This window comes from Streptomyces sp. NPDC001678 (assembly GCF_042892945.1).
In the GTDB taxonomy this organism is placed as follows: Bacteria; Actinomycetota; Actinomycetes; order Streptomycetales; family Streptomycetaceae; genus Streptomyces.
In genome coordinates this window covers 372,590-389,054 of sequence record NZ_JBIAUP010000001.1, presented here as the reverse complement: position 1 = coordinate 389,054, position 16,465 = coordinate 372,590, and the positions used below count along the sequence as shown (strand labels likewise).

Below are 16,465 nucleotides of genomic sequence, written 5' to 3'. Positions count from 1 at the left end.
CTTCTACGGTGTTGGCGAAACTTGACACCTTGAGCAGGGAGAACTCGCGTGCCCGCTTCCAACACCTCGCCCCAACCGAACGGCCCGCACCGAGAGCTGGTCGAAGCGCTGCAGGAGCTCCACCGGGCCGCAGGCCTGTTGAGCTTCCGGAAGGTGAGCACGCTCATCAACGGCCGCCAAGACCTGATGTCGGCAGCCAGCCATGAGACCGTGCGGTCCGCCGTCAACGGGAAACGGGTGCCGCGCTGGGAAACCGTCCGCGACATCGTCGTGGTCCTGGCCGGCCAGTGCAGCCCGCCCCGGGACGAGGAGTCCGAGAGCGCCAGGTTCCTGCCACTGTGGCGCGCCGTCCGTGAAGGGGAGTCGGGTGCCCTGAAGTCGTTCCAGGAGCTCGTCAACGGCGGTTGGGGAGGTGAGGACGGTAAGTGGACGCCGGAGCTGGTCATGGGCGTGATGCTCAACCCGTTCAGCGCCATCGAGATCCACCCGTCGCTCGCTGTTCCGCACGAGCCGCTGGTATCGGAGGACGATTGGGTCCGGCTGATGGTGAAGGAGATAGAGGAGCATGGAGCCGAACACACGCTGAGAGTCCTGCTGCACATACTGAAGGGCGACTACGTAGGGGCGGAGCAGGGCGCGCCGTACGGATACCACAATCCCGACCGGGAGGCCATGGAGGCGTACGCGGTCTTTCGGTACGGCTGCCAGGAGATTCTCCGGCGGCTGAGCCGCGAGCCGAATCTCCTCGCGGCGTCGATCCGTGCCATGCACGCCGACGAGACGATGGATCGGGACGACCGGGCGGAGATGCTGGAGAACGAGTCGGACCTGAGCCTGATGCGCGAGGTGATGATCGTGACTCCGGACACCTGGGGCGAGGTGTCGGAGGAGGCGCATCACATGGTCTTCGGCTATCTGATCAAGCAGATTAGTCCCGTGGGCCCGCTCGGGCTTCCCGATACCGAGCGGTTCCGGATCACCTGGCGTGTCCCTGAGCCGCCTGCGGCGTAGTTTCGCTCCCTCCGCGTAAAAGCCCTCACGGCGAAGGCCGCCACCCCGGAGCGGAGTGGCGGCCTTCGCACGGAAACCGCGGCTTAGATGTCGAAGTACATCTCGAACTCGTGCGGGTGCGGGCGCAGCTGGATCGGGGCGATCTCGTTGGTGCGCTTGTAGTCGATCCAGGTCTCGATCAGGTCGGAGGTGAAGACGCCGCCGGCCTGGAGGTACTCGTTGTCGGCCTCGAGGGCCTCGAGGACGGCCGGGAGGGAGGTCGGGACCTGGGGGACGTTCGCGTGCTCGTCGGGGGCGAGCTCGTAGAGGTCCTTGTCGATCGGCTCGGCGGGCTCGATCTTGTTCTTGACGCCGTCGAGGCCGGCCAGGAGGAGGGCCGAGAAGGCGAGGTAGGGGTTGGAGGACGGGTCCGGGGCGCGGAACTCGACGCGCTTGGCCTTGGGGTTGGAGCCCGTGATCGGGATGCGCATGGCGGCGGAGCGGTTGCGCTGCGAGTAGACCAGGTTGACCGGGGCCTCGAAGCCCGGGACCAGGCGGTGGTAGGAGTTCACCGTGGGGTTGGTGAAGGCCAGCAGTGACGGGGCGTGCTTGAGGATGCCGCCGATGTAGTAGCGGGCGGTGTCCGAGAGGCCCGCGTAGCCCTGCTCGTCGTAGAAGAGGGGCTCGCCGTTGCTCCACAGGGACTGGTGGACGTGCATGCCGGAGCCGTTGTCACCGAAGATCGGCTTGGGCATGAAGGTCGCGGTCTTGCCGTTGCGCCAGGCGACGTTCTTCACGATGTACTTGAAGAGCATCAGGTCGTCGGCGGCGGCGAGCAGCGTGTTGAACTTGTAGTTGATCTCGGCCTGGCCGGCGGTGCCGACCTCGTGGTGCTGGCGCTCGACCTGCAGGCCGGCCTTGTCCAGCTCCAGGGAGATCTCGGCGCGCAGGTCGGCGAAGTGGTCGACCGGCGGGGCCGGGAAGTAGCCGCCCTTGTAACGGACCTTGTAGCCGCGGTTGTCGCCCTCCGCACCGGTGTTCCAGGCGCCCGCCTCGGAGTCGATGTGGTAGAAGGACTGGTTCGCGCTGGTCTCGAAGCGGACGCTGTCGAAGACGTAGAACTCGGCTTCGGGGCCGAAGAACGCGGTGTCCGCGATGCCGGTGGAGGCGAGGTAGGCCTCGGCCTTCTTGGCGATGTTGCGCGGGTCGCGGCTGTACTGCTCACCCGTGATCGGGTCGTGGATGAAGAAGTTGATGTTCAGCGTCTTGTCGCGGCGGAACGGGTCCATACGGGCCGTGGAGAGGTCCGCGCGCAGCGCCATGTCCGACTCGTGGATGGCCTGGAAGCCGCGGATGGAGGAGCCGTCGAAGGCCAGCTCCTCGTCGGGGTCGAACGCCGTGGCCGGGATCGTGAAGTGCTGCATCACGCCCGGCAGGTCGCAGAAGCGGACGTCGACGAACTTGACGTCCTCATCCGAGATGAACTTCTTGGCCTCGTCGGCGTTCTGGAACATCCAAGTCCTCCTAGCCCGGCCGCTCGCGGTCGGGGATTGCTTCGGCGGCGCGTGTACCGCATGGACGCGCTGTCGTCGACCCTAGAGAGACGGGATTTCTCAAGGATGACCCATCTGTTTCGCCGAGGTTAACCGGCGGAGGGACGGTCTCGTCGGGTACGCCGGGTAAAAGGGGCCTTCTCGGGGGACCCGGGACCCTGGAAACGTATGCGGGCCCAGTACCGTGGACGGGTGGACAACAGGCAAGCAATCGGATCATGGCTCTCCGGGCCCCGCGCGGCCGCGGAGGACATGGGCATCGAATTCGGGCACCGGGGTGAGCGCCTCGGTCTGCCGGAGAGCGGGCCGGGCTCCGTCGCCCCGCTCGGACGGCGGTTCGGCGCCCTCGCCATCGACTGGGCGCTCTGCATGCTCATCGCATTCGCGTTCCTCGCCCAGGGGAACCAGCAGCGCGCCGGCAACTGGGCACTGCTGATCTTCCTTGTGCTCAGCCTGCTCACCGTGGGCACGGTCGGTTCCACGCCCGGCAAGCGCGTCTTCGGCCTGCGCGTCATCGCCGAGGACGGCACACGGCTCTCCCTGCCGCGGGTGCTGGTGCGCAGCGTGCTGCTGCTGCTCGTGATCCCCGCCGTCATCTGGGACCGGGACACGCGCGGGCTGCACGACCGGCTCGCCCGGGCCGTTCAGGTCCGGATCTGAGCACGTAAATCTGAGCACGTAAAAGCGCGAGGGCGGCTGGAACCTTGTGGTTCCAGCCGCCCTCGCGCTTCGGTCGTCTCGTGTCGTCAGCGGCCCTTCGGCATCCGCATGCCCTTGCCCGGGACCGGGCCCTTCGGGATGGGCATGTTGCTCATCAGGTCGCCCAGCGCCCGGAGGCGGTCGTTCACGGCCGTCACCTTCGCGCCGGGCAGCACGCGCGGCAGCTTGAGCAGGGTGGTGTGGAGCTTCTTCAGCGACACCTGGCCCTCGCCCTCGCCCACGACGATGTCGTGCACCGGAACGTCCCCGACGATGCGCGACATGCGCTTCTTCTCGGCGGCCAGCAGGGCCTTCACCCGGTTCGGGTTGCCCTCGCCGACCAGCACGATGCCCGCCTTGCCGACGGCCCGGTGGACGACGTCCTGATTGCGGTTCATCGCGACCGCGGGTGTCGTCGTCCAGCCACCGCGACGGATGTTCTCCAGGACCGCGGCGGCGGCTCCCGGCTGGCCCTCCATCTGCCCGAAGGCAGCGCGCTCGGCGCGGCGTCCGAAGACGATCGCCATCGCGAGGAAGGCCAGCAGGAAGCCGAGGATGCCCAGGTAGACCGGGTGGTCGAGCCAGAAGCCGATGGCAAGGAGTACACCGAAGGTGACAATGCCCACAGCCGCGACGACAAGACCGACCTTCGAGTCGACCTTCTTGGTCATCTTGTAGGTCTGGGCGATCTGCTTCAGTCGCCCGGGGTTCTCGGATGTTTCCTTCCTCGCCATATGGCGAAGTTTACGTGGCCCGCGGGCCGGGGGCCGCCATGGCCTCCAGCACATGCTGGGCCTCGCGCCGGTCCTTGGCCCGGCGGCGGTCCTCCAGCACGGCGGTCCACGCGTTGCGCCGTGCGGTGCGCTGGCCACCGCGCATCAGCAGCCGTTCCAGCGCGCGCAGGGCCCCGGTGACGGACGGGGGCCGTACGGAGAGCGTGGACGGCAGAGCGGTGGAGGCGCGGGTGGCGGTCGCCAAGACTGCGTTACCGGGCGCGACCTGCATGTCGATGTCCCCTCGGGAGCGGAAGGAATTCGGTTGCGTGGAGGGTGTCGCACTGCTGTGCGTGGTCCCATCGTCACCGAACGGTGTTACCAACGCATGACCTCTTGGTCAAACACCTATGAAACGTTGACGCGGCCCGTACCGTTCGCTTGCTTTCGCAAGGAACGGTACGGGCCGCGTCAGGGTCCGCTGCAGGGCCGAACGGGTCGGATCGCCGGTCAGACCGCCTGGGCCGAAGCGGCCGCCTCGCGCTTCTCGATGGCCTGCTGGTGGAGTCGGCCGGCCCGGTACGAGGAGCGGACCAGCGGGCCGGACATGACGCCGGCGAAGCCGATCTCCTCGGCCTCCTCCTTGAGCTCCACGAACTCCTGGGGCTTCACCCAGCGCTCCACCGGGTGATGGCGCACCGACGGGCGGAGGTACTGGGTGATCGTGATCAGGTCGCAACCCGCGTCGTGGAGGTCCTGGAGGGCCTCGCTGATCTCCTCACGGGTCTCGCCCATGCCGAGGATCAGGTTGGACTTCGTCACCAGGCCGAACTCACGGGCGTCGGTGATGACCTTCAGCGAGCGCTCGTAGCGGAAGCCCGGGCGGATGCGCTTGAAGATGCGCGGGACCGTCTCCACGTTGTGGGCGAAGACCTCCGGGCGGGACTCGAAGACCTCCTGGAGCAGCTCGGGCACCGCGTTGAAGTCGGGCGCGAGCAGCTCGACCTTGGTGTGACCGCCCTCGCGGCCCGCCGTCTGCTGGTGGATCTGGCGCACGGTCTCCGCGTACAGCCAGGCGCCGCCGTCCTCGAGGTCGTCGCGGGCGACGCCGGTGATGGTGGCGTAGTTCAGGTCCATCGCGACCACGGACTCGCCCACGCGACGGGGCTCGTCGCGGTCGAGCGCCTGCGGCTTGCCGGTGTCGATCTGGCAGAAGTCACAGCGCCGGGTGCACTGGTCGCCACCGATGAGGAACGTGGCCTCGCGGTCCTCCCAGCACTCGTAGATGTTGGGGCAGCCCGCCTCCTGGCACACCGTGTGCAGGCCCTCGCGCTTCACCAGGCCATGGAGCTCTTTGTACTCGGGGCCCATCTTCGCGCGGGTCTTGATCCACTCGGGCTTCCGCTCGATGGGGGTCTGGGCGTTCCGGACCTCCAAGCGCAGCATCTTGCGTCCGTCGGGTGCGACTGCGGACACGTCCGGCTCCCTATGACTTCGATTCCTCGGCGGACACCAGGGTACGCCCGTTATTTCCTGTGCTCTTACTTCTGCGCCCTGGGTAACCGATGGATCCCGGTGCGCATTCCCGCTGAGGGCCCGCTGAGGGGCCCGGCTCAGCCCGCCATGGGTCCGGCTCAGCCCGCCGCGGCCGGGGCCGCCTCGGGCTTGGGGTCCACGGCCTTGGCGTCCACGGCGCGGGGGCTGGGTGCCTCCTCCGCCAGGACCTCCCGCAGGTGCTTCTCCACCAGCGGCACCACCTCGGCCACCGTCACCCGGCGGCCCAGCTCGTTCGACAGGGACGTCACGCCCGCGTCGCGGATGCCGCAGGGGACGATCCGGTCGAACCAGGTGTTGTCGGGATCACAGTTGATCGCGAAGCCGTGCATGGTGACGCCCTTGGCGATCCGGATGCCGATCGCCGCCAGCTTGCGGTCCTCACGGCGCTGGCCCGCGTTGGACGGGGCGTACTCCGGGCCGTTCAGCCGGGGGTCGAACTCCTCGTCCGTCAGACGGGGGTCGAAGTCCAGGCTGAGGCCGCCGAGTGCGGGGCGCTGCTCCAGCGGGTCGCCCAGGACCCACACGCCGCTGCGGCCCTCGATACGGGTCGTCTCCAGCCCGAGCTCGGCGCAGGCGCGGATCAGCGCCTCCTCCAGCCGGCGGACGTGCGCGATGACGTCCACCGGGCGGGGCAGCTTGAGGATCGGGTAGCCCACGAGCTGGCCGGGGCCATGCCAGGTGATCTTGCCACCGCGGTCCACGTCGACAACCGGGGTGCCGTCCAGGGGGCGCTCGCTGTCCTCCGTGCGCCGTCCGGCCGTGTAGACCGCCGGGTGCTCCATCAGCAGACAGGTGTCCGGAATTTCGTCCGCGAACCGTGCCGCGTGGACCTCGCGCTGCTTCTGCCAGGCCTGCTGGTATTCGACCGCGTCCGCACCGAAGCCCAGATGGACAAAGCGCAGCTCACTCACGGCAGCTCCTCCTCGAACCGGTTCCGAACCCGTCCCGGCCCGGTCTGCTGGTCTTGAGGGCGTGCCCGTCGCGTGCCGTCGCGCCTCGCACGCCCGTGCCCACTGTACGACCGGCTCCGGTGTACCCCGCAGTCGGCCGGGGGCCGGGCGATCTTCCCCGGGAGGCCCGGCAGCCCTTTTTCGGGATTCTGCCTGTCCTCACACGATCGGATGAATGCGGGGCGAAGGCGGCTTTCGGGGCGAGGAAGACCGCTAAGTTCACGCCGTTCCAGGAACAAAGATCAGGGAGACCGGCAGGCTGATGACGGAACGACCCCCACAGCGCATCCCCAACCGTCAACTCGCCGCGCTCATCGCGGAGGCCGGCTTTTCCAATGCGGGCTTGGCCCGCCGCGTCGATCAGCTCGGGCTCGAGCACGGGCTCGACCTGAGGTACGACAAGACATCGGTGACGAGGTGGCTGCGCGGGCAGCAGCCGCGTGGCACCACGCCCGCGCTGATCGCCGAGGTGTTCACCCGGCGGCTCGGGCGGCGGCTGTCCGCCCAGGACCTCGGGCTGGACGCGTGCGCTCCCGTGTACGCGGGGCTGGAATTCGCCGCCTCGCCCGAAGAGGCCATCGACATCGTCAGCGGGCTCTGGCGCAAGGACTCCGGCAGCCACACCGAGCTGCGGAAGATCGCTTTCACCCCGGCCGGGCTCGTGGTGCCGAGCCGTGACTGGCTGATCGGGCGCGCGGACGAACGGGTGGCGCGCGGTATGAGCCCCGCGCCCTCCGGCGAGGGCGCGCGCCTGCCGCTTCAGGCGCGCGGCGGGCCGATGCCGCGCCAGCGGGCCGCCGAGCGCGCTCCCGGGGGGCGGGTGTCCATGGGTGACATCGCCGCCCTGCGGTCGGTCGGCGAGCTCTTCCGGACCATCGACCACGCCTACGGGGGCGGGCACGCCCGCCAGGCGCTGGTGCGGTACCTCGAGCACGAGACCGAGCCCATGTTGCGGGGGACGTACGGGGAGACCACGGGGCGGCGGCTCTTCGCCGCCGCCGCCGATCTCACCCGGCTCGCCGGGTGGACCTCCTACGACATCGCCGCGCACGGGCTCGCCCAGCGGTACTACGTCCAGGCGCTGCGGCTCGCCCAGGCGGCGGGGGACCGGGCCTACGGGAGCTATGTGCTCGTGACCATGAGTCGGCAGGCGGTCTATCTGGGGCACGGGCGGGAGGCCGTGCAGCTCGCCCGGGTCGCCCAGCAGGGCGTCGGGTCCGGGGCGCCGCCCGTGGTCCAGTCGCTGCTCCACGCGGTGGAGGCGCGCGGGCACGGGGTGCTCGGCGAGGTACGGGCCTGCTCGGCCTCGCTGGCACGGGCGGAACGGGCCCTGGAGAGCTCGCGGGCGGGCGACGACGTGCCGTACTGGGTGCGGTTCTTCGACGAGGCGCAGCTGGCGGACGAATTCGCCCACTGCCACCGGGATCTTCAGCAGTACCGGGCGGCCGCGCAGCATGCGGAACGGTCGTTGCAGTTGCGTTCGCCCGCATATGCGCGGTCGCGGCTGTTCTGCCGGGTGGTGCTGGCGTCGGCGCGGCTGGGGCTGGGCGAGCTGGAGCAGGCGTGCGCGCTGGGGGTGGAGGCGGCGCAGGCGGCGGCGGAGATGCGGTCGGTGCGGGCGCTGGAGTACGTGCGGGACTTCGAGCGGCGGCTGGAGCCCTATCGGGACGCGGCGGCGGTGCGGGGGTACCGGGAGAAGGTGGCGGGGCTGCTCTGACGCACCCCGCCCCCTCACGCCCGTACCTCCTGGGCTGCGGTTCCGGGCAATCGGGCGGGTGGGTGGCCCGCGCCGCCAGGCGCGGGCAGCCCCACCGGCGGGCAGCCGGAACGCTACGCCGCCCGCAAGGTGGGCGTGCCGTACCCCGGGCGGATGCCCAGGTCGCGGAGGACCGCCTGCGCGGCCCGCCGCCCGGAGAAGAGCGCACCCTGGACCGTGCTCGTGTCGCGGTGGTCGCCGCAGACGTAGAGCCCCGACAGCAGCCGGACCTGGCGGCGGACGTCGTGGGGCGCCGGCATGGCCGGGACCGCGTCCGGGTCGTGGTGGGCCGTCAGCAGGCGCCAGGACGACGTCGACGTGCCGTAGACGTGGGCCAGCTGCTCCTTGGCCAGCCGGTCCAGTTCGGCCGTGGGCAGCGCGGCCGATTCCCCCAGCACCGTCGAGCTGATCAGCACACGGCCCAGGGGCGCCCGGTCCGGGTCCACCTCGCTGGCGACCGTGGTGTGGGCGACCGGCCCCCGGCGGGTCCCGGTGAGGATCAGTGAGGCGTCCCGCAGCGGCGGTTCGTCGGCCGTGTGGTGGAGGACCGTCACCGGGTGGAAGTCGGGGAGCCGGAGGCCGGGGATGAGCTCGGCCGCCGCCCGGGCGCCCGTCGCCACGATGACGGAGCGGCAGGTGAACGTACCGTGCCCGGCCGTGCCCACGGACGTCGTGCCGACGGAGACGGCCTCCACCCCCGTACGGACCGTGCCGGGCGGGAGCTGGGCGGCCATCAGCTCGGGGATGACGCCGGAGCCCCCGGAAGGCAGGCAGAGCCGGCCCCGCGCGTAGCCGCGCAGCACCAGGTCGGCGCAGCGGCTGGACGTGGTGAGGTCCGGGTCGGAGAGCAGGGACGTCAGCAAGGGGCGCAGGAAGCCCTCCACCGTGCGGGTCGGCAGCCCCCGGGAGGTGAGGGTCGCCGACGTGGGGCGGTCCGGCCGGGCCAGCATCCGGTCGATGGGCAGCGCGGCCAGGCGGGCCAGTGCCGCGCCGAGCCGCGCTTGATCGAGGCCGGCGCTCCGCGACGCGCGGGCCGCCGCGAAGGCGCGGGCGGTGGTGAAGGCGCGCTTGGCGCCGCGGAGTTCGCCGGTGCGGTGGTTGCGTCCGTCGGCGTGGACCAGCACCCCGGGGGTGAAGGGGCGCAGCTTGAGCGCCTCCAGGCCCGGGGTGCGGATCAGCTCCGGGAAGGAGGTGTTGAGCAGCTGGCCGGAGCGGTCCAGCAGGAACCCGTCGGCCTTGTCGGTCGTCATACGGCCGCCGGTGCGGTGGGCCGTCTCCAGGACGGTGACCGTCACTCCGGCGGCGGTGAGCTGTTGGGCCGCGGAGAGACCGGCCAGGCCGGCTCCCACGATGACGACGTCAGCGTGGTGTGCGGTGTGGCGTGCGCTGTCGAGCACGTGCCCTCCCGGGGTCGGTCCGCTCGCTGGGGGCCTGATGCCCCCAACGGGCGGCGCCAATGCGCGAGTTCGCCTCGACCGTAGAGAGAATTCCGGTCAATAACAGTCGCGCACGGGGCGAGCACGGTCGCACGGCGGTCGCACGGTCCGGGTACTTGAAGCTTGGAGCGGAGGCGTCAGCTGTCGGTCAGCGCCGCGCGTACGGCGCTCTCGACGTCCGGGCAGGCGAAGCGGAAACCGGAGTCCAGCAGTCGGGTGGGCAGGGCACGGCAGCTGGCCAGGACTTCCGTGGCCATCTCGCCCAGGGCCAGCCTGAGCGCCGGAGCGGGCGCGGGCAGCAGTGCCGGACGCTTCAGCGCGCGCCCCACCGCCTCGGTCACCTCCCGGTTGGTGGCCGGGTGGGGCGCCGTGAGGTTCACCGGGCCGGACACGTCCGCCTCCAGGAGGTGCCGCAGGGCCGCGATGTGATCCCGCAGGGCGATGAAGCTCCAGTACTGGCGGCCGTCGCCGAGCCGGCCGCCGAGCCCCGCCCGGAACAGCGGGAAGAGCTTCGCCGCCGCGCCGCCCTGCCGGGAGAGGACGATCCCGGTGCGCAGCAGGACCGTCCGTACGCCCGCCTCCGTCGCCGCGCCAGCGGCGGCCTCCCAGTCCCGGCAGACCTCGGCGAGAAAACCGCTGCCGGGCGGGCTGTCCTCGTCCACCGCGCGGTCGCCCGTGTCGCCGTAGAAGCCGATCGCGCTGCCCGAGAGGAGCACGCGGGGCGGGTCGGCGAGGGAGGCCAGCGCCTCCGCGAGCGCCCCCGTGCCGTGCACCCTGCTGTCGCGGATCTCCTTCTTGTACGCGGCCGTCCAGCGGTGCGCGGCCACCCCGGCGCCCGCCAGGTGGACGACGGCCGCGCAGCCGGCCAGGGCCCGGGGGTCGACTTGACGCCCGGGATCCCACTCGGCCTCCCCGGCGCTCCGGGGCGCGCGGCGCACCAGCCGCACCACCTCGTGACCGTCGTTCTCCAGCGACCGGGTCAGCGCCGAGCCGATGAGGCCGGACGACCCGGTGATCGCGACACGCATCGTCACTCCCGGAAGCGGTCCCAGAGGGCGGGGAAGCGCTCGGCCAGCACGGCTTCGTCCTCCAGGTCGAAGGGGGCGCCCACCGGTTCGGGGGGCTGGGGCGGCAGTCCCAGGTCCGGGAGCTCCGTACCGGTCAGCTGTTCGTACGCCTCGTCCGCAGCGTAGCCGAGGTCCTCGCCGTCCCCGTCGACCTCGTCGTCGAAGTCGTCCAGGAGCTCGGCCAGGCTGTCCGGATCGTGCACCGCGCCCTCGAAGACCTCTCTGCCCTGGCCGATGAGCCAGCACCGGAAGTAGTCGAACACGTCGTCGCTCGCCCCGTCGAGGAGCACGGCGGCGGCCCCCCACAGGTCCCAGAGGTAGGCGCGGTTGTAGCGCGCCTCGAAGTGCCGGGCGAAGTCCAGCACGGCGTCCGGGTCGAGCTGCGTCAGCTTCTCGACCAGGAGGTCCGCCTGATCCTCGGCGTCCCCTTCGGCGGCCTCGCGAGTGCTGTCCATCAGCTCCCAGAACTCGGTCTCGTCCATCACGGCTCCAGCATCGGTCCTGCCGGGGGGCCACGCACCCGGAGGGGCTCGGATGCGGCCGTGTTGTTATCGGCGAGTACCGGGGAGGGCGATGCCGGATGCCGTTTATCCGGTCGGATACCCGACACAAGGTGTCCGGTTTCGATGCGAACGTCATGCCCGTCGCACGGAACGAGTGAGAGGACATGTTGTCGTGACTGCATCGGAGAGCGCGGTTCGTCCCCTTGACGGCAAGGTCGCCCTGGTCGCCGGGGCCACCCGGGGCGCGGGCCGGGCCATGGCCGTGGAGCTGGGGCGCGCGGGTGCCGTCGTCTACGCGACGGGGCGCACCACACGCGAGCGGCGCAGCGAGGTGGGCCGGTCCGAGACCATCGAGGAGACGGCCGAACTGATCACGGCGGCGGGCGGCACGGGCATCGCCGTGCCGGTCGACCACCTGGAGCCCGAGCGGGTACGGGCGCTGGTCGAACGGATCGACGAGGAGCACGGGCGGCTGGACGTGCTCGTGAACGACGTCTGGGGCGGGGACCACCTGCTCGAGTTCGACAAGAAGGTGTGGGAGGTGAAGCTGGCGGACGGGCTGCGGATGCTCCGGCTCTCGCTCGACGCCCACGCCATCACCAGCCACTTCGCCGTGCCGCTGTTGATCCGGCGGCCCGGGGGACTGCTCGTGGAGATCACCGACGGCACGGCGGAGTCCAACCGGGCCTACCGGGGCAACCTCTTCTTCGACCTCGCCAAGTGCGGCCCGATCCGGATGGCGTTCGGGCTGGCCCAGGAGCTGAAGGAGTACGGCGGCACGGCGGTGTGCCTGACACCGGGGTTCCTGCGGTCGGAGGAGATGCTGGACCACTTCGGTGTCACGGAGGCGACGTGGCGCGACGCGGTCTCGAAGGAACCGCACTTCGCGATCGCCGAGTCCCCGGTGTTCATCGGGCGGGCGCTGGCCGCGCTGGCTTCCGATCCGGAGCGTGCCCGTTGGAACGGGCAGTCCGTTTCGAGCGGGCAACTGGCGCGGGAGTACGGGGTCACTGACGTGGACGGGTCGCGGCCGGATTGTGACGGGTACTTCAGGGATGTCGTCTTCGGTGACGTTTCCGCGTCCGCGGAGGATTACCGGTAAGGGCGCCCGTCGCTTTCCGGGTGCCCCCGGTGGGGGTTCTTCCGTGCGGGGTTCCGCTGACTTGCCGGCTCGCCGCCGTGGGGGTTTTCCGCGCCTTCGGCGCGGTTCTACCCCACCCTCCCCCAGCTACCGCTGGGAGGTGCCCCCAGCCCGATTGCCCGGAACCGCAGCCACGAGGTAGTGACGGAAGGGGGCGGGGTGGGGTGGATGGGCCCTGGTAGGGGCGTGAAGAGCTCTTCGCCGCTGGAGCCGAATGCGGGGCACCCCTCACCGAAGTGGCAGGCACCGCGAAGAGGTCAGCCCCGTAAGGGCCCGTCCGCCCCGCCCCGCCCCCGACCCACCCACCTACCGGTAGAGCGCCGCCGCCCGGGCCGCCGCCTCCGCGAAGCGGGCCCGCAAGGCCGGCGGCCCCAGTACCTCCGCCTCCGGCCCCAGGGCCAGCAGCTGTGCGTACGCCACCTCCAGCGACTCCACCGGAAGCGTCACCGTGACCCGGCCCTCGTCGTCCGCGGCACCCGCCGCTGCCCGCGCCTCCTCCGCCGCCCGCCGGTCCGTGACGTGCGGCAGCAGCCGCGCCCCCTCCGCCGTCAGCCGTACCTCCACCCGTTCGCGCAGGATCGAGCGGGCGAACTCCGCCGCCCGCTCCTCCCAGAAGGCCGGCAGGTCGAAGGACTCGGACCGCGCGAAACGCTCCTCACCCACCGTCACGGCCGTGAAGCGGTCCACCCGGTAGACACGGAACTGCTCACCCGACCGCGCCGCCAGGTACCAGACGCCCGCCTTGAGGACCAGCCCGTACGGCTCCAGGTCGCGCTCGACCTCCTCCCCGCCCCGCCGGGCGTAGCGGGCCGTCATCCGGCGGTCGTCCCAGACGGCGTCGGCGACGGCGGGCAGCAGCTCGGGCGGGTCGCCGGACCGCCACCACGCGGGGGCGTCCAGATGGAAGCGCTGGGCGGCGCTGACAGAAGCGTCACCGAGCTCGGGCAACAGCGCGGCGGAAACCTTGAGCCGGGCGGCGGACGCGGCGTCGGCCAGGCCCATGTCGTGCAGCGCGGCGGGAACGCCGGAGAGGAAGAGGGCCTCGGCCTCGGCCCGGCCGAGCCCCGTGAGCCGGGTGCGGTAACCGCCGATGAGCCGGTAGCCGCCCGCGCGGCCGCGATCGGCGTAGACGGGCACGCCGGCCTCGGAGAGGGCGAGGACGTCCCGGGCGACGGTCCGCTCGGAGACCTCCAGCTCGCGCGCCAGCTCACCGCCGGTCATGGACGGGCGGTTCTGGAGCAGCAGAACGAGCTTGATCAGACGAGCCGCGCGCATGGCCTCATGATGCCGGGGACCACTGACAACGCGGCGCGTGGTGGGGCGCGACGACAGGAACCCGCGTGCCAGCCAGGGCATCGGATCGAGCGCGCGGGGTCCTGTCGTCACCCCTGAGCCGTACCGCGACACAGGACAGGGCGGCGCGATGCGGCTCCAACGAGAGACGATACGCCTTTGATCGATGATCGATCAATCCTTCCCGGAAAGTTCCGGGGCGGAACCACCCCCGGACCACGGGGGACGAGGACGTCAGATCTGCGGCGCGCAGCTCAGCACATGCCGTTTGAGCAGCTCACCGATGCCCGGGTCGCGCTCCCGGAAGGCTTGGACGATCGCGGCGTGGTCCTCCGCGTGGGCCCGTGGCTCCGGGCTCAGCCAGCGGATCGACAGGGTCGTCCACACCTCGATGCCCAGGGACTCCCAGGTGTGGAGCAGCACGGAGTTCCCGGAGGCCCGCACGATCTCGCGGTGGAAGGCCACCGTGTGGCGCGCCTGGGCCTCGCTGTCGCGCGCCCGGTCGGCCGTCCGCAGGGCGGCCACCTCGCGCTCCAGCGCGGAGACGTCCTCGGCCAGGGCGTCCGCCGCCAGTTCGGCGGCGACCGCCTCCAGGCCCGCCCGGACCGGGTAGCTCTCCTTGAGGTCGGCGGCGGTGAGGTCGCGCACCCGGACGCCCTTGTTGGGGGCGGACTCGATCAGCCGCAGCGACTCCAGCTCCCGTAGCGCCTCGCGCACGGGGGTCTGGCTGACGAGCAGCTCGGCGGCGATCCGCCGCTCCACGATCCGCTCGCCCGGCTGCCAGCGGCCGCTGACGATCCCTTCGAGGATGTGCTCGCGGATCTGCTCGCGCAGCGAATGGACGACGGGCCGTGACATGTGGTGCTCCTCGGCGGGGGATCTGGCCCCATTATCCCGGCAGGGCGGATTGTCCCGGCAGGGGGCGCCCGCCCCGGAAGACGCGCCCGCGCAAAAGGGCGCGGCCCCGGCTCGTACGCATACGAAGCCGGGGCCGCGCCCTTCGCGGTGCAGCCAGGATCAGAGACCGATCTCGGTCTCGAACTCGGCGGACTCCAGGATCTGCTTGACCGTGGTCAGGTAGCGGGCGGCGTCGGCGCCGTCCACCAGACGGTGGTCGTAGGAGAGCGTCACGTAGGTCATGTCGCGGACGGCGATGGTCTCGCCCAGCTCCGGGTGGTTGATGACCACCGGGCGCTTGACGGTCGCACCGATGCCCAGGATCGCGACCTGGTTCGGCGGCACGATGACCGTGTCGAACAGCGCACCGCGCGAGCCGGTGTTGCTGATCGTGAAGGTCGCGCCGGCGAGGTCGTCCGGGCTGATCTTGCTGGAGCGGACCTTGCCCGCCAGCTCGGCCGTCTTCTTCGCGATACCCGCGATGTTGAGGTCACCGGCACCCTTGATGACCGGGGTCATCAGGCCCTTCTCCGAGTCGACGGCGATGCCGACGTTCTCGGAGTCGAAGTAGGTGATGGTGTTCTCGTCCTCGTTGATCCGGGCGTTGATGACCGGGTGGGCCTTCAGCGCCTGGACGGCGGCCTTGACGAAGAACGGCATCGGGGACAGCTTGACGCCCTCGCGGGCGGCGAAGCCGGCCTTGGCCTTCTCGCGCATCCGCATGATCTTGGTGATGTCCACCTCGATCACGGAGCTCAGCTGAGCCTGGCCGTGCAGCGCCTTCATCATGTTGTCGGCGATGACCTTGCGCATGCGCGGCATCTTGACCGTCTGACCGCGCAGCGGCGAGACCTCGAGGGCCGGGGCCTTCGGGGCGGCAGCGGCGGCCGGGGCGGCGGCCGGAGCCGGAGCGGCGGCCTTGGCGGCCTCGGCGGCGGCGATGACGTCCTGCTTGCGGATGCGGCCACCGACGCCGGTGCCCGCGACGTTGCGCAGGTCGACGCCGGACTCGGCGGCGAGCTTGCGCACCAGCGGGGTGACGTAGGCGCCATCCGTCGCCGGGGCAGCGGCCGGGGCAGCGGCCGGAGCGGCCGGAGCGGCCGGGGCGGCGACCGGAGCAGCGGCCGGGGCGACCGGCGCGGGGGCCGGGGCAGCCGGAGCCGGGGCGGCGGGCGCGACCGGAGCCGGAGCGGCCGGGGCAGCCGGAGCGGCGGCCGGGGCAGCGGCCGGAGCCGGAGCGGCAGCCGGAGCCGGAGCGGCGGCGGGGGCCGGGGCAGCGGCACCGGCAGCGCCGATGACGGCGAGCTTGGCGCCGACCTCGGCGGTCTCGTCCTCACCGACGACGATCTCCAGCAGGACACCGGAGGCGGGGGCCGGGATCTCGGTGTCGACCTTGTCGGTCGAGACCTCGAGCAGCGGCTCGTCCTCGGTGACCTCCTCGCCGACCTCCTTCAGCCAGCGGGTGACGGTGCCCTCGGTGACCGACTCGCCCAGCGCGGGCAGGGTGACGTCGACACCGGAGGCAGCGGCGGCCGGAGCGGCCGCGGCCGGGGCCTCGGCGACCGGAGCGGCGGCGGGGGCGGCCTCGGCCACGGGGGCCGGAGCGGCCTCGGCGGCCGGGGCCGGAGCCTCGGCGGCGGCCGGGGCGGGGGCAGCGGCGGGGGCGCCGGTGCCGTCGTCGATGACGGCCAGCTCCGAGCCGACCTCGACCGTCTCGTCCTCGGCCACCTTGATGGAGGCGAGGATGCCGGAAGCGGGGGCCGGGATCTCGGTGTCGACCTTGTCGGTGGAGACCTCGAGCAGCGGCTCGTCGGCCTCCACTCGCTCACCCTCGGCCTTCAGCCAACGGGTGACGGTGCCCTCGGTCACGCTCTCGCCGAGCGCCGGCAGGGTTACGGAAACCGCCATGA

At 71.5% G+C, this 16,465-nt stretch carries 15 protein-coding genes; 4 read left to right on the top strand and 11 right to left on the bottom strand.

What is annotated here, in order from left to right; genetic code table 11:
- The first annotated feature begins 48 nt into the window (after positions 1-48).
- Complete coding sequence (locus ACFYZR_RS01750; protein ID WP_391903435.1) at positions 49-1,011, top strand: hypothetical protein; 963 nt, start codon at positions 49-51, stop codon at positions 1,009-1,011.
- 83 nt (positions 1,012-1,094) lie between these two features.
- On the opposite strand, the gene glnA is transcribed toward ACFYZR_RS01750, so the two are convergent.
- Positions 1,095-2,504 (bottom strand): type I glutamate--ammonia ligase, encoded by a 1,410-nt coding sequence (glnA, locus tag ACFYZR_RS01745; RefSeq protein ID WP_391903432.1) that lies wholly within the window; start codon positions 2,502-2,504, stop codon positions 1,095-1,097.
- A gap of 231 nt (positions 2,505-2,735) precedes the next feature.
- Between glnA and ACFYZR_RS01740 the strand changes: the two genes are divergently transcribed.
- On the top strand, positions 2,736-3,203 hold the full coding sequence (locus ACFYZR_RS01740) for an RDD family protein (protein ID WP_361697500.1): 468 nt from the start codon (positions 2,736-2,738) through the stop codon (positions 3,201-3,203).
- A gap of 86 nt (positions 3,204-3,289) precedes the next feature.
- Here the strand turns inward: ACFYZR_RS01740 and ACFYZR_RS01735 are convergent, their stop codons facing one another.
- The 4 genes from ACFYZR_RS01735 to lipB all read right to left on the bottom strand — a co-directional run bounded on the left by ACFYZR_RS01735 (position 3,290) and on the right by lipB (position 6,423).
- Positions 3,290-3,976, bottom strand: a complete 687-nt coding sequence (locus ACFYZR_RS01735) for a DUF4191 domain-containing protein (protein WP_311613601.1) — start codon at positions 3,974-3,976, stop codon at positions 3,290-3,292.
- Between the two features lie 10 nt (positions 3,977-3,986).
- Positions 3,987-4,247, bottom strand: coding sequence for a hypothetical protein (locus ACFYZR_RS01730; protein WP_391903427.1), 261 nt, complete (start codon positions 4,245-4,247; stop codon positions 3,987-3,989).
- 218 nt (positions 4,248-4,465) lie between these two features.
- On the bottom strand, positions 4,466-5,431 hold the full coding sequence (lipA, locus tag ACFYZR_RS01725) for a lipoyl synthase (RefSeq protein WP_391903423.1): 966 nt from the start codon (positions 5,429-5,431) through the stop codon (positions 4,466-4,468).
- Between the two features lie 158 nt (positions 5,432-5,589).
- The gene (gene lipB, locus ACFYZR_RS01720) at positions 5,590-6,423 is read right to left on the bottom strand and encodes a lipoyl(octanoyl) transferase LipB (protein ID WP_391903420.1); all 834 of its coding nucleotides are present in this window, start codon (positions 6,421-6,423) and stop codon (positions 5,590-5,592) included.
- A 301-nt stretch (positions 6,424-6,724) separates the two neighbouring features.
- Here lipB and ACFYZR_RS01715 point away from each other — a divergent pair, with 301 nt between their 5' ends.
- The gene (locus ACFYZR_RS01715; RefSeq protein WP_391903417.1) at positions 6,725-8,179 is read left to right on the top strand and encodes a regulator; all 1,455 of its coding nucleotides are present in this window, start codon (positions 6,725-6,727) and stop codon (positions 8,177-8,179) included.
- A 113-nt stretch (positions 8,180-8,292) separates the two neighbouring features.
- On the opposite strand, the gene ACFYZR_RS01710 is transcribed toward ACFYZR_RS01715, so the two are convergent.
- The 3 genes from ACFYZR_RS01710 to ACFYZR_RS01700 form a co-directional block, all read right to left on the bottom strand.
- Complete coding sequence (locus tag ACFYZR_RS01710) at positions 8,293-9,615, bottom strand: NAD(P)/FAD-dependent oxidoreductase (protein ID WP_391903414.1); 1,323 nt, start codon at positions 9,613-9,615, stop codon at positions 8,293-8,295.
- A 176-nt stretch (positions 9,616-9,791) separates the two neighbouring features.
- Positions 9,792-10,682 (bottom strand): TIGR01777 family oxidoreductase, encoded by an 891-nt coding sequence (locus tag ACFYZR_RS01705; RefSeq protein WP_391903412.1) that lies wholly within the window; start codon positions 10,680-10,682, stop codon positions 9,792-9,794.
- A 2-nt stretch (positions 10,683-10,684) separates the two neighbouring features.
- A complete protein-coding gene (locus tag ACFYZR_RS01700; RefSeq protein WP_391903409.1) occupies positions 10,685-11,203 on the bottom strand; it encodes a DUF4240 domain-containing protein in 519 nt (172 codons plus the stop codon).
- Between the two features lie 193 nt (positions 11,204-11,396).
- Here ACFYZR_RS01700 and ACFYZR_RS01695 point away from each other — a divergent pair, with 193 nt between their 5' ends.
- Entirely contained in the window at positions 11,397-12,326 is a 930-nt protein-coding gene (locus ACFYZR_RS01695) for an SDR family oxidoreductase (protein ID WP_391903405.1), read from the top strand.
- A gap of 345 nt (positions 12,327-12,671) precedes the next feature.
- Here ACFYZR_RS01695 and ACFYZR_RS01690 read toward each other — a convergent pair whose 3' ends face one another.
- From ACFYZR_RS01690 to sucB, 3 genes are all read right to left on the bottom strand, one after another.
- On the bottom strand, positions 12,672-13,640 hold the full coding sequence (locus ACFYZR_RS01690) for a helix-turn-helix transcriptional regulator (protein ID WP_391903402.1): 969 nt from the start codon (positions 13,638-13,640) through the stop codon (positions 12,672-12,674).
- 252 nt (positions 13,641-13,892) lie between these two features.
- Positions 13,893-14,516: a GntR family transcriptional regulator gene (locus ACFYZR_RS01685; RefSeq protein ID WP_391903400.1), complete on the bottom strand. Its 624-nt coding sequence runs from the start codon at positions 14,514-14,516 to the stop codon at positions 13,893-13,895.
- 159 nt (positions 14,517-14,675) lie between these two features.
- On the bottom strand, positions 14,676-16,463 hold the full coding sequence (gene sucB / locus ACFYZR_RS01680; protein WP_391903397.1) for a 2-oxoglutarate dehydrogenase, E2 component, dihydrolipoamide succinyltransferase: 1,788 nt from the start codon (positions 16,461-16,463) through the stop codon (positions 14,676-14,678).
- Positions 16,464-16,465 lie beyond the last annotated feature (2 nt).

Bases quoted from the DNA above. Each gene is read 5' to 3' on its own strand.
- glnA (WP_391903432.1), bottom strand. From the start codon at position 2,504: ATGTTCCAGAACGCCGACGAGGCCAAGAAGTTCATCTCGGATGAGGAC.
- ACFYZR_RS01735 (WP_311613601.1), bottom strand. From the start codon at position 3,976: ATGGCGAGGAAGGAAACATCCGAGAACCCCGGGCGACTGAAGCAGATC.
- ACFYZR_RS01730 (WP_391903427.1), bottom strand. From the start codon at position 4,247: ATGCAGGTCGCGCCCGGTAACGCAGTCTTGGCGACCGCCACCCGCGCC.
- ACFYZR_RS01715 (WP_391903417.1), top strand. From the start codon at position 6,725: ATGACGGAACGACCCCCACAGCGCATCCCCAACCGTCAACTCGCCGCG.
- ACFYZR_RS01705 (WP_391903412.1), bottom strand. From the start codon at position 10,682: ATGCGTGTCGCGATCACCGGGTCGTCCGGCCTCATCGGCTCGGCGCTG.
- ACFYZR_RS01700 (WP_391903409.1), bottom strand. From the start codon at position 11,203: ATGGACGAGACCGAGTTCTGGGAGCTGATGGACAGCACTCGCGAGGCC.
- ACFYZR_RS01690 (WP_391903402.1), bottom strand. From the start codon at position 13,640: ATGCGCGCGGCTCGTCTGATCAAGCTCGTTCTGCTGCTCCAGAACCGC.
- ACFYZR_RS01685 (WP_391903400.1), bottom strand. From the start codon at position 14,516: ATGTCACGGCCCGTCGTCCATTCGCTGCGCGAGCAGATCCGCGAGCAC.
- sucB (WP_391903397.1), bottom strand. From the start codon at position 16,463: ATGGCGGTTTCCGTAACCCTGCCGGCGCTCGGCGAGAGCGTGACCGAG.